The 16002-nt window shown below is 62.5% G+C and carries 16 protein-coding genes; 11 read left to right on the top strand and 5 right to left on the bottom strand.

Annotated features, from left to right (window positions below; translation table 11 throughout):
• Positions 1 to 2 precede the first annotated feature (2 nt).
• From aroA to KBB96_RS04620, 3 genes are read left to right on the top strand one after another with little or no spacing between them, the layout of a single operon-like run.
• Positions 3 to 1355, top strand: coding sequence for a 3-phosphoshikimate 1-carboxyvinyltransferase (gene aroA / locus KBB96_RS04610; protein WP_211632833.1), 1353 nt, complete (start codon positions 3 to 5; stop codon positions 1353 to 1355).
• Positions 1352 to 2020 carry a (d)CMP kinase gene (gene cmk / locus KBB96_RS04615; RefSeq protein ID WP_211632835.1) on the top strand — a complete coding sequence of 223 codons (669 nt, stop codon included), beginning with the start codon at positions 1352 to 1354 and terminating at the stop codon, positions 2018 to 2020. Before aroA ends, cmk begins: the two co-directional genes overlap by 4 nt.
• A gap of 5 nt (positions 2021 to 2025) precedes the next feature.
• A complete protein-coding gene (locus KBB96_RS04620; RefSeq protein ID WP_226373643.1) occupies positions 2026 to 2634 on the top strand; it encodes a lysophospholipid acyltransferase family protein in 609 nt (202 codons plus the stop codon).
• A gap of 162 nt (positions 2635 to 2796) precedes the next feature.
• Here the strand turns inward: KBB96_RS04620 and KBB96_RS04625 are convergent, their stop codons facing one another.
• The gene (locus KBB96_RS04625; protein WP_211632837.1) at positions 2797 to 3399 is read right to left on the bottom strand and encodes a 3'-5' exonuclease; all 603 of its coding nucleotides are present in this window, start codon (positions 3397 to 3399) and stop codon (positions 2797 to 2799) included.
• Between the two features lie 17 nt (positions 3400 to 3416).
• Here KBB96_RS04625 and KBB96_RS04630 point away from each other — a divergent pair, with 17 nt between their 5' ends.
• Genes KBB96_RS04630 through fmt form a run of 4 tightly spaced genes read left to right on the top strand, consistent with a single transcriptional unit; the run spans position 3417 to position 7070 of the window.
• A complete protein-coding gene (locus KBB96_RS04630) occupies positions 3417 to 4475 on the top strand; it encodes a M48 family metalloprotease (RefSeq protein ID WP_226373694.1) in 1059 nt (352 codons plus the stop codon).
• A gap of 51 nt (positions 4476 to 4526) precedes the next feature.
• Entirely contained in the window at positions 4527 to 5450 is a 924-nt protein-coding gene (locus KBB96_RS04635) for a hypothetical protein (protein WP_211632841.1), read from the top strand.
• 50 nt (positions 5451 to 5500) lie between these two features.
• Entirely contained in the window at positions 5501 to 6127 is a 627-nt protein-coding gene (locus KBB96_RS04640; protein WP_211632844.1) for an adenylate kinase family protein, read from the top strand.
• A 16-nt stretch (positions 6128 to 6143) separates the two neighbouring features.
• Positions 6144 to 7070, top strand: coding sequence for a methionyl-tRNA formyltransferase (gene fmt, locus KBB96_RS04645; RefSeq protein WP_211632847.1), 927 nt, complete (start codon positions 6144 to 6146; stop codon positions 7068 to 7070).
• Between the two features lie 2 nt (positions 7071 to 7072).
• Here fmt and KBB96_RS04650 read toward each other — a convergent pair whose 3' ends face one another.
• The 4 genes from KBB96_RS04650 to KBB96_RS04665 form a co-directional block, all read right to left on the bottom strand.
• Complete coding sequence (locus KBB96_RS04650) at positions 7073 to 7327, bottom strand: hypothetical protein (RefSeq protein WP_211632850.1); 255 nt, start codon at positions 7325 to 7327, stop codon at positions 7073 to 7075.
• Positions 7328 to 7385: 58 nt separating this feature from the next.
• Positions 7386 to 7601, bottom strand: a complete 216-nt coding sequence (locus tag KBB96_RS04655; protein WP_211632853.1) for a DUF433 domain-containing protein — start codon at positions 7599 to 7601, stop codon at positions 7386 to 7388.
• A gap of 103 nt (positions 7602 to 7704) precedes the next feature.
• A complete protein-coding gene (locus KBB96_RS04660) occupies positions 7705 to 9258 on the bottom strand; it encodes a glucose-6-phosphate isomerase (protein WP_211632855.1) in 1554 nt (517 codons plus the stop codon).
• A 24-nt stretch (positions 9259 to 9282) separates the two neighbouring features.
• Positions 9283 to 9807, bottom strand: coding sequence for an adenine phosphoribosyltransferase (locus KBB96_RS04665; RefSeq protein ID WP_211634618.1), 525 nt, complete (start codon positions 9805 to 9807; stop codon positions 9283 to 9285).
• A gap of 145 nt (positions 9808 to 9952) precedes the next feature.
• On the opposite strand from KBB96_RS04665, the gene KBB96_RS04670 reads away from it, so the two are divergent.
• The 4 genes from KBB96_RS04670 (at position 9953) to KBB96_RS04685 (ending at position 15975) form a co-directional block, all read left to right on the top strand.
• Positions 9953 to 10309, top strand: a complete 357-nt coding sequence (locus KBB96_RS04670; protein ID WP_211632858.1) for a hypothetical protein — start codon at positions 9953 to 9955, stop codon at positions 10307 to 10309.
• Between the two features lie 170 nt (positions 10310 to 10479).
• Entirely contained in the window at positions 10480 to 11712 is a 1233-nt protein-coding gene (locus tag KBB96_RS04675) for a TolC family protein (protein WP_211632861.1), read from the top strand.
• Between the two features lie 3 nt (positions 11713 to 11715).
• Entirely contained in the window at positions 11716 to 12834 is a 1119-nt protein-coding gene (locus KBB96_RS04680; protein WP_211632864.1) for an efflux RND transporter periplasmic adaptor subunit, read from the top strand.
• A gap of 3 nt (positions 12835 to 12837) precedes the next feature.
• Entirely contained in the window at positions 12838 to 15975 is a 3138-nt protein-coding gene (locus KBB96_RS04685) for an efflux RND transporter permease subunit (protein ID WP_211632867.1), read from the top strand.
• Positions 15976 to 16002 lie beyond the last annotated feature (27 nt).

Genomic DNA, 16002 nt, shown 5'->3' on the forward strand with positions numbered 1-16002 from the left:
TCATGTCGGAATTCCGAGTCAAATCGATCGAAACCCTTCACGCCGAGTTCCGGGTGCCGGGGGACAAGAGCATGTCCCACCGCGCTGCAATCCTGGCGGGCCTCTCCAACGGCTCCTGTACGATCACGAACTTCCTTCCCAGCGAGGATTGTCTAAACACGCTCAATGCGATGCAGGCGCTCGGCGCGGAGGTGGAGGTGCTGGAGGAACTGGAAGGCTACGGCCCGGTGGCGATGACCATCGGCGGCCGCTCGATGCAGCTCCAGGCACCGGTCGAGCCGATCGACTGCGGTAACTCCGGCACCGGCATGCGCCTGCTCGCGGGCCTGTTGGCCGCGCAACCGTTCACGTCCGAACTCTTCGGCGACGCCTCGCTTTCGTCCCGTCCCATGGGCCGTATCACCAAGCCGCTCGAGGAAATGGGCGCGAAGATCGAGACGCTGGGTGAGAAGCCCGGCTGCGCTCCGCTCCGCATCCACGGCGGCAAGCTGAATCCGATCCGCTATGAGATGCCGATGGCCAGCGCCCAGGTGAAGAGCGCCGTGCTGCTCGCCGGTCTGTTCACGGAAGGCCGCACCACCGTGACCCAACCCGCGGAAACCCGGGATCATACCGAGCGCATGCTCGAGTCCTTCCGCGTCCGCACGATCCGTGATGGCAATGCGATCACGATCTACGGCGACCAGATGCCGCAGGCCTGCGACTTCGTGGTGCCGGGTGACATTTCCAGCGCGGCCTTCTGGCTTGTCGCGGCTGCGGCGTTGCCAGGCTCGCGCCTCATGATCAAGGACGTGGGCCTGAATCCGACCCGCACGGCCATCATCAACGTGCTTGTCCGCATGGGTGCCCACATCATCGTGGCCGAGCACCAGACCGAAGGCGAAGCCATCGGCAACATCGAGGTCCACGGTGCTGCGCTCAAGGGCACCTCGTTGCTGCCGGAAGAAATTCCGAATCTTATCGACGAGATCCCCGTCATCGCCGTGGCCGCCGCGCTTGCCGAAGGCACCACCATCATCCGCAACGCCCGCGAACTGCGCGTGAAGGAAACCGACCGCATCGCCACCGTGGTGGAGAACCTGCGCCTGATGGGCGGGGATGTGACCGAGTTCGAGGACGGCATGGAAGTCCACGGCGGCAAGCCGTTGATCGGTGCGGATCTCGATTCCTACGGTGACCATCGTATTGCCATGGCCTTCGCCATCGCCGGTTTGTTCGCCTCCGGCGAGACCGTGGTGAAGAACACCGAGTGTGTGAACACGTCCTATCCGGGCTTCCGCAAGCACCTCGATGCGATCCGCCACGAGCGCACGAATCCCGGGGATTTCGAAATGAAAACCCTCGTCCGGGCATGACCTCCATCGCACCGGACTCCGGTAACGTCGCCATCGCCATTGATGGTCCCGCGGCTTCGGGCAAGAGCACGCTCGCCCGCATCCTCGCGGACCAGCTTGGCCTGGTGATGGTCAATTCCGGCGCGATGTACCGGGCGGTGACCTGGAAGGTGCTGCGCGAGGGCGTGGATTCCCATGATGCAGGCGCCGTGATCCGCGTGTTGCGGGAAACGATTCTCGAATGTGGCGATGACGGCCGCTATTCCACCATCAAGGTGGATGGCATCGATCCCGGCGATGAGCTCCGCAGCGAGGCGGTGAATGCGAATGTCTCCGCCGTCTCCGCCGTGCCGGAAGTGCGCGAGGCGCTGGTAGCCTTGCAGCGTGACTATCTGAAGCGTGCCAGTGTGGTCATGGAAGGCCGCGACATCGGCTCGGTGGTGTTTCCGGACACGCCATACAAGATCTACGTCGATGCGGACGAGGAAGTCCGCGCCGCGCGCCGCCGCGATGCGGGCGAACTGGATGCGGTTTCCAAACGGGATGCCGCCGACAGCCGCAGGGCCACCGCGCCGTTGATGGTGGCGGACGGGGCGACGGTGCTCGATACCTCCGATCACACGATTGAATCGGGAGTCGCCGCGGCAATCGAGATTCTCAAGGCCCAGGGCCTACATCTGATTTGAATCGCATGATGCGTTGGATTTACTGGTTCGGCTGGATGACGCTGGGTTCGGCGTTCCGTTCATTGTTCGGCATGCGGGTGATCGGTGCGGAAAAGCTCGTCACCGAAGGTGCCGTGCTGGTGGCATCGAATCATGAGAGCTTTCTTGATCCGCCACTCATCGGGAATCTCTACACCACCGAGATGTGGTATCTCGCCCGCAAGACCTTGTTCCGGGATTTCGGCGCGTGGTTGTATCCACGATGGAACGCGATTCCGGTTGATCAGGATCGTCCGGACATGGGCAGTCTGAAAACGGTGATCAAGTTGCTCAAGGAAGGGAAGCGAGTCCTTGTGTTCCCGGAAGGCGAGCGCACGCTCGATGGCAATCTGGGCGAGGTCCAACCCGGCATCGGATTGATTGCGGTGAAGTCCGGTGCGGTCATCCAGCCGGTGCGCATTCGTGGTGCGCGTGAAGCTCTGCCGCGCGGCTCCGGGAAGATCCGCTTTGCGCGCATCTCGGTGACCGTGGGTGATCCGATCCGGTTGACCGAGGAGGAGATCAAGGCCTCACACGGCAAGGAAGGCTACCAAGTGATTTCGAAGCGGATCATGGACGCCATCGCGGCTCTCTGATCGTAGCCGGGAGTCGTGAGACTTCGGGCTGGACGGACAAACCTTTGCCTTCCGGAATTCCTTGTTCATCGTCTTTCGAAGTGATTCAACGCGGAAGTCTCCAGGCGACTGCGATCTTGGCATTAGTCGGACTCCACCCCACCTGAAGCCTTACGACTCCAGCTACCTTCTCAGTCGATGCCAGGTGGAAGTGTCCGGTGAAACCAGTCCCTCCACCGGTAGATCCTGCAAGCCGCAGGAAACGATCAGATCCTCCAACAGCACCAGCGAAGCCACAGCATCATACAGCGCGTCATGCCATCGCTTCTCCGGCACCAAGGCATCAACGGCAGCAGTAATGCCACGGTTTTCCGCCAGGGCTCCCAGTGAGTGATCCGGCAGCTCGGGCCAGGCGGCGCGGGCAAGCAGCAGCGTATCGATCCACGGTCCGAAGCCATGCCCGGGGAAGGCCCGGAGGAAACGTTTCTCCGTGCCCTTGCCATGAGCGACCACCACCGCTCCCGCGAGATGGTTTTTGAGATCCGGCCATAGCGAAAGCAGGGAAGGGGCATCCATCAGATGCTCGGACCCGATGCCGTGGACCTTCCGCGCCGACCATGTCACCGGTTGATCCGTTTTCAGGTAGGACATGAAGCGTCCGCCGTGTCCCTTTGCTGGCGACCATGCCGCCAGCCCGATTTGTACCGGCGCATCCGTGCGACCGCGTGCGGCTCCGGCGGATTCGAAGTCGATGGAGGTAAAGCGGCAGTCGCGGACAAGCGTCACCCGTGCAGGATGGCGGGATGCGGGATGCGGCTCAAGCCCGGCTGTTGCAGTGCTCGGTTTCCCGGCAGAGGGAGTTGCTGGCGGATGCGGCCTCGGTCCAGTTTACGCGCAATCCGGAGGCCATGGCCCGCGCGTTGAAAGAGGTCGGCGGTACTTGGCGCCGCGGCACGTTGTTTCATCATCGGGCCATGGAGGCGCGGCATGTGTTCTTCGTGCCCAGTGACAGCATCGGGATGAAAACCCATCCGGATCTCGAGCAGCGTATCCGTGCCTTGGAACCAAAGTGGGATGGCAAATTCATCAAGGTCTCAATCCCTTCAGCCGAACTGCTGCACGGGCAGCCCAAGGCGGAGGCTTGGAATGCGAGTGCGGCTCCGGATCCGGACGCATTGATCGACCGTTGGCGCAAATCCTCGATGCTGCTGGTGCCGCAGGAAGCAAGGCTGGTGGTGCTGGCGATGGCGGGTGCACGCGAAAGCGACCCGCAGGCAGCGGTGGTCGGATCGGCTTTGGACAAACTGACTCCGGCCCTCGCCTTCACGGTGACGGATTCGGCGCTGGCTCCTCTGAAGATGGTTCCCAAACCGGAACTGGTGCGGATGATCACGGCGGTCCGGGAGGCTTTGGCGGCGGAGCCGCTGACATGGCGAGGTGTCTGGATCCAGCAGATTGTGGAACGGCGGATCGCGCCAATGGTCGGTTTGATGGGATCCCCCACCTGTTCCTACCGCAGTCTGGAAAGCCTGCATCGTGAGACAGCGGTGATTCTCGCTGCCTTGGATGCTGAATCCGGTGATGGCACGGCGCTGGGAGCGGTGATTCCGGAATATGTCCAACACACCGGGACTCCGTTCGTGGTGCCCGGACCGGAGGACCGGACCCCGGATCGGGTGGCGGAGGCCCTTCGGAGCTTCTGGGGTGCGACCCCGATGGTGAAGTCCCAGTTGATGCGCCTCTGTCGTCTGGCGATGGAGAATGACGGGACGATCAATGAGTGCGAGGAGCTGCTGCTGCGGGCGGTTTCCGTGGTCACGGGCCTGCCTCTGCCTCCCTCGGTTTCGGCCGGAAAAGCTTGATTGCAAAAGGGCCTTGCATGGAATCAAACCCTCGGGGAAGGTCCGGCGCCCGTGGTCTCCGATCGCCGCACACCCCTCTGGCTGTTTCCGAACCTGCTGAGCCTGGATGCTCCGCTCGTCGCGGTTGCTTGGCTGTGGGTGTTCGCCCGCACGTGGCGGGCCGATTACCTGCCGACTTCGGCTTACGTGGTTCTTGGGCTGGTGGTGTGGGCGATCTACGTGTTCGACCGTTTGTTCGATGCCGCGCTCCGTTCCGGTTCGCCGGAGTTGCTGGAGGACCGCCACCGGTTCCACCTGCACCATCGCCGGTGGTTCGCGGTCGCCGGGGTGATGGCGGGGGTTGGGGCTTTGATCACCACGTTGGCTTCGCTGCCGGTGCAGATTCTGAGTTATGCCCTTTTCGGCGGAGTAATGGTGCTGGGCTTCTTTGCCCTGAATATTTTCACGAATCACCGGCTGGGGGATATTCCTTATACCAAGAACATTCTCGCAGGTCTGGCATTCGCCTATGGCACGGCGGTCGCCGCACACGTGTATCTGCCGGCGATGGACGGCAAGACAGGCTTCCGCTGTCTCGATCTGCTGATCACTCCGGAAGTGATCTGTTTCGGCGTGCTGTGCATCGTGAACATCAGCGCCATCGACCTGTGGGAGAAGGCGGACCATTCCGGTGATGAGGAAAAAGTGGCTGCGGCGGATTTCACCATCACCGTCCTGTTGGCGGCCCTCGCGGCGGCCTCGGTGGTCTTCGCCGTCATGGAAAGCAACAGCCACCCGGAGGTGGAGGGCTTCCCGGTCCAGGAGCACCATGTGCGGCCGTTCTACTATTCCATTTTGATCGCGTCCGGCCTGCTGTACATCCTGAACCGCACCCGGCACCGTCTGCCGGACCGGCTGTTGCGGGTGCTGGTGGATGGCGCATTCCTGGTGCCGGTGGTGATTTTCCTCGTTCTGCAGCGGAATCTAACCGCTTGATCCGGGCTTGCGGGAGGCTCCTTGGGCCGGTACGGTCCGCGGCTTTCCGTATGTCGAAGCATCTCGATTTCAAACTTCCGGCGTTTCTCATTCTCGGCGCTCCGGGTTCCGGCAAGGGCACCCAGGGCAAGATCCTCGGCAGCGTGCCGCGTTTCTTCCACTGCGCTTGTGGCGACGTCTTCCGCTCCCTGGACACCCGCACCGCCCTCGGCCAGAAGTTTGTCTATTACTCCAGCCGCGGCGAGCTGGTGCCGGACGAGTTGACCATCGAGTTGTGGCATGCACAGATCCTCAACTGGAGCGAAACCCACATTTACAAGCCGGACATTGACTTCCTCGTGCTCGATGGCATCCCGCGCAACGTCCGCCAGGCCGAGTTCCTCGCCGAGCATGTCGAAGTGCATCAGGTGTTCCATCTTTCCTGCCCGGACCGTGAGGAACTCGCCCGCCGCATGCGCAAGCGGGCGCTCAAGGAAAACCGCCTTGATGACGCCAGCGACCGCGTGATCCAGCAGCGCATCGCGACGTACGAAGCCGAGACCAAGCCGATCCTCGAGTACTATTCCAAGGAGCGGGTGCTCGACATCGATGCCACCCAGCCGCCGGTGAAGGTTCTGCGTGACATCGTGGATCACATCACCAAGCTGCCGGTCTATCAGGCCTCGCTGAAGCGATAGGCTTGATCCCGTGACCATGCGCATCGCCTTTTTCGGAACAGGAGAAATCGCCATCCCGGCCTTCCGTCGCTTGATCGAGGCCGGGCCAGCGCCCGTGCTGTTGGTGACCCAGCCGGACAAACCGGTGGGCCGCCATCACACGCTCACGCCACCAGCGATCAAGACGGTGGCGCTGGAGGCGGGCATTCCCGTGCTCCAGCCGGAAAAGGTGCGCAATGCGATCGAGGAGCTGGCTGCGTATGACATCGACCTGATGGTGGTGATGGCCTACGGACAGATCCTGCCGCTGAAGCTCATCAAGCTGCCGCGGATCGCCTGTATCAACCTCCATGCCTCACTGCTGCCGCGCTATCGCGGTGCCGCGTGCATCCAGGCGGCGATTGACTCAGGGGATGAGGAAACCGGTATTACGGTGATGCATGTGGTGAAGCAGCTCGATGCGGGCGACATCATCCTCGCCAAATCCATTCCGATCCTGCCGGGCGAAACCGGCGGGCATCTCCATGACCGACTCGCCGGTGTGGCGGCGGACGCGATGGCGGATGCGTTGCAACCGCTCGCGGCTGGAACCGCGTCACGGACTCCGCAAGATGAGAATCTTGTTTCCTACATCCCGAAGCTGGAGCGCGAGGATGGACGTTTGGATTTTACGAAGACGGCGAACGAACTGGAGCGTCGCATCCGTGCCTACGATCCGTGGCCGGGCACCTATGTGGTGATCCGTGAGGATGGCAAGGAGCGGCGTTTGAAAATCTTTCCGCCGGTGGAAGTGGTGGAGGGAACGCCGGGTACCGGAGAGATCGATACTTCCAGCGGCTCGCTGCTCATCGGATGCGGAGAGGATGTGTTGAAGCTCCTTGAAGTGCAGCCGGAGGGCGCGCGGCGAATGAATGTGTCGGATTACCTGCGCGGCAGGAAGCCGGAGAGGATCATCCCGGATTGAGATCAGGGAATTTCGAGTATCCGGTATTCTTTCGCAATGGTCGAAGCCACGCTTGAACGCAATGAGTTCGAAGCAGCTTGGATGCGCCGTAGGTCATTTGTGGTCAATTCCAGGATGGCGATGGTTCGTTCCGCCAGATTCTGTTGATAACGGAGATTCCGATCCGCTGTGATGAATAGATCGAATTCCTTTTCCGCCAAGGAAATCAGCTCGCCGTTTTTTGTGCCAGCCCAGCCTTGATCCAAGCTGTATTGCATTCGTGATCCGGCAGAAGGTTTCGCACGGGCCACGGAACACATTCGTCCAACAGTATTCTCATGATGCGAGGGACACGAGAGCGGACTCGGATTGATCAAGAATTCGGCAGGCCATTTCGCGCGTGACGGACGGGAAGCATTCGATGAATTCCGCGAGCGTGTAGTCTTTTTCGGTGTAATCGAAGAGGGTCTTCACGGGAACGCGGGTGCCTGCGAATACGGGAGTTCCGCCGAGGATTTCCGGATCGATGGTGATGGACTCCAGTGATTCCATGCGCCCACTCTAGCGTGAAAACCGCATTTGGTACCCCCCCCGCTGGAAAATGAAAAAGAGGTGCCCCGGTTGGAGCACCTCCTTGGATCAAAAGGGCGGCTCTTCAGAGCGAGAACGTGTCCCCGGCAGGATCCTTGCCGAGAGCGATCTGGACCTCGCCGTTGGCAGCCAGATGGGTCAGGCAGTGATAGACGTCCTCCGGATCGGCGTCGAGCTCGGTGGCGACCTCCGGGGCGGTGCGGGCATCCGCGATGATCTTGCCGCGGACGGCATTGAGCAGTTCCAGGAAGGTGGTGGCGGCTTTCTTGCCGGCTTCCACACCCGGTTGGTGGTAGGCGTTGATGTTCACCAGCGAGGCGTAGAAGGACACCGTGCGCTCGAAGAGACCGATGAGTACGCCGAGCTGGAACGGAGTGACCTCCGGGATGGAGATGGTCACGGACTTGCGGCCGGACTCATACAGCGCCTTGCGGGTGCCGCGCAGGAAGCCCTGCAGGTAATCTGCGGAACTGGTGGACGGCTCGACCTCGATGCCCTCGCCATTGCGACCCTTGCGGACCTCGATGAAGGTGGTGAAGAAATTATGTACGCCGTCGCGGAGCTGCTGCACGTAGGCGTGCTGGTCGGTGGAACCCTTGTTGCCATAGACGGCGATGCCCTGGTTGACCTTCTTGCCGTCGAGGTCGAGTTCCTTGCCCAGCGACTCCATCACGAGCTGCTGGAGATACTTGGAGAATAGTACCAGAGAGTCCTTGTAGGGCAGGACGACCATGTCCTTTTCGCCCTTGCCATTGCCGGCGTGATACCAGGCGAGAGCGAGCTGCATGGCGGCGTTCGTCTTCGCATCGGTCTTGCGGGTTTCCACATCCATCGCGGCGGCACCGGCGAGGAAGGAATCGATGTCGATGCCCTGCAGGGCGGCTGGCACGAGACCCACGGTGGACATCACCGAGGTGCGGCCGCCGACCCAGTCTTCCATCGGGAAGCGGGTGATGAACTTCTGGTCGATGGCATACTTGTCGAGCTTCGAGCCTTCGCCGGTGACGGCGACGGCGTGCGGGCCGAACTGGAGACCGGCGGCCTCGTAGGCGGCCTTGGCTTCGAGCATGCCGTTGCGGGTTTCGGCGGTGCCGCCGGACTTGGAGATTACCAGCACCAGCGTGCGGCCGAGACCCACTTCCTTGAGGTCGGAGATCACGCGGTCCATGCCGGCCGGATCGGTGTTGTCGAAGAAGAAGATCGGCAGCTTGGAGTTGTGGCCGATGGCATCGTTGACGAGCTGCGGACCGAGCGCGGAACCGCCGATGCCGATGAGCAGGATCTGCTTGAAGGTGCCACCGCCGGGAGAGGTGATCTGGCCGGTGTGGACCTTTTCCGCGAAATCCTTGAGCGCGGCAAGCGGCTCGGTGACGGCCTTGCGAAGCTCTTCGGTCGGGGCGAGGCTGGCATTGCGGAGCCAGTAGTGGCCGACCATGCGTTGCTCGTCCGGGTTCACGATCTTCCCGGCTTCGAGAGCGGCGATGTCGGTGAAGGCCTTCGCGATCTTCGGCTGCATTTCAGCTAGGAAGGCGTCGTCGACATCCATGCGGGAGAGGTCGATCGAGAAGCCGAATTGCGGATAGCGGATGACGGATTGGCAGTAGCGGGTCCAGGACATGGTAGGAATGAGGGAAAGGTGTGGTTAGTAGGAGAGGATCGAACGAATCGGATGGGAACCGAGCTTGTCGCGGCCGTGAAGGAACGAGAGCTCGATGAGAAAGGAAACGGACACGATCTCCGCACCCAGTTCCGTGAGGAGCTGGAGGGCGGCGGCAGCGGTGCCACCGGTGGCGAGCAGATCATCCACCAGCATCACGCGTTCACCGGGAATGACGGCGTCCTCGTGGAGTTCCACCACGGACTCGCCGTACTCCAGCGAGTAGGAAGTCTGGCGGGTCTTCCATGGCAGCTTGCCCTTCTTGCGGATCGGGACGAAGCCCACCCCGAGACGGTCCGCCACCGCGGCGGCGAAGATGAAGCCACGGGCATCGATGCCAACGATCTTGTCGATCCGCTGGTCCGCCGCAGGGTTGCACAACAGCGTGATGGCGTCCCGGAACAGCGGGCCGTTGGCGAGGATCGGGGTGATGTCCTTGAACACGATGCCGGGCTTCGGGAAGTCCACGACATCCCGCACGGCGGCGCGGAGGGCATCCGGAGATGGCATGGCCGGAGTGTGGGCGGCACCCGCACGGTGGCCAAGGTTAGAATGCATCCAACGAAAGGGGGAGGGATGAATGGTTTTGGTGACGGCTATGAACGGAGAGAGCTTTTGCTTGCCACGCGAGGCATTGGATGCTTGGTTCCCGCCGATGTTCCAATGGCTCCGCGCCCTGTTGCTGATCGGCCTGTTCGCAGGTCTCGGCCTGCGTGCGTCCGGAGCACAGTTCGGTTGCTGTGAATCCGCCGGGCATGGAACGGAATGTTGTGAGGCAGCCGGCTCGGATAAAGCCGCCTTGACCGAGCACACCAAGGACTGCCCGCCTTATCAGCACGATCATGAACACCACCACCACGGTGCGTGCTGCCATGTGCCTGCCTGGGTGTCGATCGATGTGGGGGAAGCCACGCTTTTCCCGCCGACCGCTTTTTCCTCCAGCCTGCGTGGTGGCAATGAGAGTCCGCCGGATGGCCCGGTGATGCCGCTCGACAAGCCGCCCTTGGTTTGACCCGGAAAACGCTCCGCCTGCCGGAGCGGTGGCCCGTCCGTACCGTGATCGGTGACCGGCCGCTTGTTTTCCCCGTGACGAGTCTTTGAGGACCGTCGCGTCCCATCGCCGGATTTCCGGTATCCTTCCGTCCCGGTTGGGCGGATTTCGTGGATTTATTTCATCAAATCATGAGTTTCAAATATTTGTTGGTGATCGCATTGGCCATGTCGTGGCCGCTGCGATTGGTGGCCGCCGAATCCGGCGGACTCGTAGTCACGCTGGCCTCGGTTGCGGACCGGGTGCGCACGCAGAACCCGGATCTGAATGCTGCGAGGCAGCGGATCGGTGAGGCTCTCGGGCGCATGAAGCAGGCCGGCAGGCGGGAGAATCCGCGTCTTCAAGGCGAGTTGGAACACAACACCCGCAGCAGCGAGGGTAGCGTGAAGATCGGGATCACCCAGAGTTTTCCGGTCACGGACCGGCTGCGCTTTGAGAAGGAAATCTCGGTGAAGGAACTGAAGGCCGCCGAAGCCGAGGTCCGCGATGTCGAGCGCAAGCTGGTCGCCGAGGGCCGCGAAGAACTGGTGAAGATTCTCGCAATCCGCCGCCAGCGCGAATTGTTGCGCGAGCAAGCTGCGGTTTCCGGCAAACTGGCCGATTTCATCGACCAAGCCGCCGAGAAGGGGGAAGGCTCACGTCTTGATGCCGGTCAGGCGAAACTGGAGGCGGCCAAGCTGGCGACCGAGATCCGCCAGCTCGATGCGGCGGAGGCCGCCGCCATCGGCGCGTTGAAGCCACTGCTCGGCATGAGTCCGTCTGCGAAGCTGCTGCCGAGCGGAGACTTGCCGCCGATCCGGATTCCGGAGTCGGGTGCGGGCTCGTCCCGGCGTCCGGACATGCAGGCGGCCAAGGTCGAGGCGGATGCCGCTTCGCTGGAGGTCGATCTGGAACGGTCGAAGAAATACGAGGATGTCGAGGTGGGCGTGTTCGGCAGTGCCGGACGCCGCATCGATGAACCCGGTGGTGCGGAAAGCGAGGGAATGGTCGGCGTCCAGTTCAGCATTCCGCTGCCATTCTGGAACGACAACTCCGGCAATATCGAGGCGGCTCAGGCGAAGCTGAAGCGCAAGCAGCTCGAAGTGACCGCGCTCGACCGCAATATCCGCAACGAAGCCGAGGCCGCGCGCGCCGAGATGGCCGAGTGGGCGAAGCTGGAGCGTGAGGTGCGCACCGAGCTGCTACCGCTCGCCGACCGTCAGGCTGACCTGGCCGAACAAACGTGGCGCAACGGCCAGGGCGAACTCCAGGTCGTCCTCAAGGCTCGCGAACAACGCCTGCAACTCGCGTCGTCCCGTCTCGACGCGCTCCGTGACTTCCACCTCGCGCGCGTGCGCTACGAAGCCGCGATCAACCAACGCTGATCCATGAAACCTTTTCTCATTACCCTTTTATCCGCCTGCACCGTCCTCGCCGCTGATACGCCGCCCGTCATTCTCGATGAGGCCGGTGTGAAGAACCTCGGCATCGAAACGGTGGAGACTTCCGAAACCACCTTCGAGGAAACCGCGTTCGCGCTCGGTCGCATCGAGGAGATCCCAAGCAATCATGCCGTGCTCAGCAGCCGCATCGCCGGTCGCATTCTGGAGATGAAAGTCTTCGAAGGCGATGTGGTCACCGCGGGCCAGCCGCTGGTGAAGGTTGAAAGCCGTCAGCCGGGCGATCCGCCGCCATCGGTCGAACTGAAGTCGCCCATCGCGGGACTCGTCAGTTCCGCGCATGTGCGCCTCGGTGAACCGGTGGAGCCGGAAAAGGAGTTGCTCGACATCTCCGATCTAACAGAAGTGCTCGCCGTAGCGCGCGTGCCCGAACACATCGCGGGCAAGCTCAAGCCCGGCGCCACCCAGGCGCACATCCGGGTGGCCGCGCTCGGTAGTGATCCACTGGATGGCACGCTGCTGCGCTTCGGTACTTCCGCCGACCGTGAAAGCGGCACCATCGACGCGATCTTCCGCGTGCCGAATCCCGGCCTGCGGATGCGTCCCGGGATGCGCACCGAGTTCTCCGTGGTGCTCTCTAAGCGCGAGAATGTCATCAGCGTTCCCCGCGAGGCCCTTCAAGGCGATCCCGCCAGCCGCGTGGTGTATGTGAAGGACTTCGATCTTCCCAACGCCTTCCGCAAGGTGCCGGTGCGCATCGGCCAGATGAACGACCGCTTCGTGGAAATCCTCGGCGGCCTGTTCCCGGGCGATGAGGTGGTGACGACCGGCTCGTATGCGCTTGGTTTCGCCGGTGGTTCCGGGCCTTCGCTGAAGGAGGCGCTCGATGCCGCGCACGGCCACGAACACAACGCGGATGGATCGGAAAAGACCGCCGACCAGAAGAAGACGGAGGCAGGCGGCGGGCATGGTGACGACCATGCTGCGCCCTCGCCGATAATGACGCGCTTCTTCATGGCCACTACCGCGATCCTGTTCGTGCTGCTGGTGATCGTGTCGATGGCGAAGCGTCGTCCGCTGAACCCTGAAACTCCGGAAGCCACCTGAGCCATGCTCGACAAACTCATCCGATTTTCCCTGGCGAACCGGGCGATCATCCTCGGGGTGGCCTTGCTGGTGATGGTGCTCGGTGTTCGCACCGCGACCCAGTTGCCGGTGGAGGTGCTGCCAGACCTGACCAAACCGACCGTGGTCGTGCTGACGGAAGCTCCAGGACTCGCGCCGGAGGAGGTGGAATCCCGCGTCACCCAGCCGATCGAATCCGCGCTTTCCGGTGTGGGCGGCATCACCCGCCTGCGCTCGAATTCCGATGTCTCGCTGTCACTGGTATATGCGGAGTTCTCCTGGGGCACCGATGTCTATCGCGCCCGCACGCTGGTGCAGGAGCGCTTGCAAGGTGTCCGCTCCAGTTTGCCGAAGGATAGCGAACCGTTTCTCACTCCGGTGGCCTCGCTGATGGGAGAGATCCTGTTGGTGGGCGTGCGCTCGACGATTGACGAAGGCCAGGACGGCTATCTCGCGCCGCGTGACGTGCGCACGGTGGCGGACTGGACCATCAAGAAGCGTCTCCAGGGCATCCCCGGTGTGGCCGAGGTGCTGAACATGGGTGGCGGCATCCAGCAGCTCCAGGTCCAGCCGGACCCGGCGAAGATGCAGGCTCATGGCGTGACGCTGGAGGAATTGAAGGCGGCTGCTGAAAAGGCTGCGGGCAATACCACCGGCGGCTTCGTGAACTCCGGCTCGCGGGAAATCCTGATCCGCAATCTCGCGATGACCATCGATCCGAATGCCATCGGTGCGACGGTGATCAAGCGCGTGAGCGACCGCCCGGTGAGCATCCGCGATGTGGCGGATGTCGCGTGGGACATCGAGCCGATGCGTGGCGATGCCAGTATCAACAACACCCGCGGCGTAATCATGAGCATCACGAAGTCACCCGGCTTCGATACGATCACGTTGACCAAGGAGATCGAGAAGGCGCTGGCGGAACTCAAGCCCGCGCTGCCGAAAGGCGTGGAAGCGGAGCCGTTGTTCCGTCAGGCTGACTTCATCGACCACGCGGTGGGCAACCTCAAGGACGCGATCGTCGAGGGTGCGATCATGGTGGCTATCGTGCTGTTCCTGTTCCTGCTGAATTTCCGGACGACCTTCATCACCTTGATGGCGATGCCGATGTCGTTCGCGATCACCCTGCTGATCTTCAAACTGGCGGACATCAGCGTGAACAGCATGACGCTCGGCGGACTCGCCGTGGCGATCGGGATGGTGGTGGATGATGCCATCGTGGATGTGGAGAACGTGTTCCGACGTCTCAAGGAAAACGCGGCTCGAAGCGAACCTCTGCCGCGACTCAGCGTGATCGCAAAAGCTTCGGGAGAGGTGCGGAACAGCATCTTTTACGCGACCGTGCTGATCGTGATGGTGTTCCTGCCGCTGCTTGGATTGAGCGGTGTGGAAGGCCGTTTGTTCTCGCCCATCGCCATCGCCACGATCGTCAGCATGGCTGCGTCCTTCGTGGTCTCGCTGACCACCATTCCGGTGCTGTGCTCGCTGCTGCTGAGGCCGAAGGAAGGCAAGGCGCATGAGGATGGTCATCTCACCCGTGCGATGAAATGGGTGTTACGGAAGACGTTGCTGAAATTCGCACTCGACCAACCGTATATCCTGCTCGCCATCACCGGCGCGCTGATGGCGGGGGCGTTCCTGCTTTACCCGACGATGGGCAAGGACTTCCTGCCTGCGTTCAAGGAAGAGACCGCCCTCGTTTCCACCACCACCGCTCCGGGTACTTCGCTGGAGCAGATGAACCAGGTGGCGGATGTGATCGAGCGGAAGCTCACCGCGATTCCGGAGGTTTCCAAAGTGGGCCGCCGGGTGGGGCGTGCCGAGCGTGGCGACCACGTGGTTCCGGTCTCGACCGCGGAGTTCGACATCGATTTCCGCTCGTCGGAAAGCGGTCGCAGTCGTGGCGAGATCCTGGAGGAAATCCGCAAGACCATCCGCACCGTGCCGGGTACCTTCAGCGTGCTCACAGGACCGCTGGCAGACCGCATCGGGCACATGCTCAGCGGTGTCTCCGCGCCTGTGGCGGTGAAAATCTACGGGCCGGACCTGGATGAACTCCGCCGCATCGGTACGCAGGTGCAGACGATCGCGAAGACGATCCCGGGCTTCGAGGATGCGAAGCTGGATGCGCAGTCCACGATTCCACAGATCCGCATCGAGCCGGATCGCGATCGTGCCTTCGCCTACTCGATCACCCCGGGCGATCTCAACGACCAGCTTGCCACCTATCTCGGTGGCGAACAGGTCGCGGAGCTGCGCGACGGCCAGCGGGCGATCGATCTCGTCGTGCGCCTGCCGGAGAAACTCCGCGACAAGCCGGAGAAACTGGCAACCTTGGCGGTGGAAACCGAAGGTGGCATGCGCGTGCCGCTCGGCCTGGTCGCCCACGTGCAGGAAGCGAAGGGGCCGAACGTGATCCAGCGCGAGAAGAACCAGCGCCGCTTTGTGGTCGCGATCAAGCCGACCGTCCGTGACGTCGGCACTGTGGTGGGGACGCTCCAGCAGAAGGTCGCGGAGCAGGTGAAGTTGCCGGAAGGCTACTTCATGAGCATAGAGGGCGAGTTCGAGGCGCAGCGCGAGGCTTCCCAACGCATCGCCATCCTCTCGGCGGTGGTGCTGGTGGTCATCGTGTTCCTGCTTTTCGGCTACTTCCGCAGCTTCCCGCTGGCGCTCCAGGTGATGCTGAACATCCCGCTCGCGCTGATGGGAGGGCTGGCCTTCACGTGGTACATGATCGACAACATCAGCATCGCCACGCTGGTCGGCTTCATCGCGGTGGGCGGCGTGGCCGCGCGCAACGGGATCATGATGATCTCGCACTACCTCCATCTCATGCGCCATGAGGGCGAGGAGTTCACGCGGCAGATGATCGAGCGCGGTACGCTGGAACGGATGGTGCCGGTCTTCATGACCGCGCTTTCAGCCGGCATCGGCCTGATCCCGCTGGTCATGGCCGCGGATCAACCCGGCAAGGAAATGCTGCATCCAGTGGCGGTCGTCATCACCGGCGGTCTTGTCTCCTCCACCTTGCTCGATATGGCCGTCACACCGGCGGTCTTCTGGCTCTTTGGCCGCAAGGCCGCACGCCGTGCGCTCGCTCTCGATGCGGCCGCGGCCCGTTGAACAAACCTCTCATCGTATAACCCGAAT

This window comes from Luteolibacter ambystomatis (genome assembly GCF_018137965.1).
GTDB classification, from domain to species: Bacteria; Verrucomicrobiota; Verrucomicrobiia; order Verrucomicrobiales; family Akkermansiaceae; genus Luteolibacter; species Luteolibacter ambystomatis.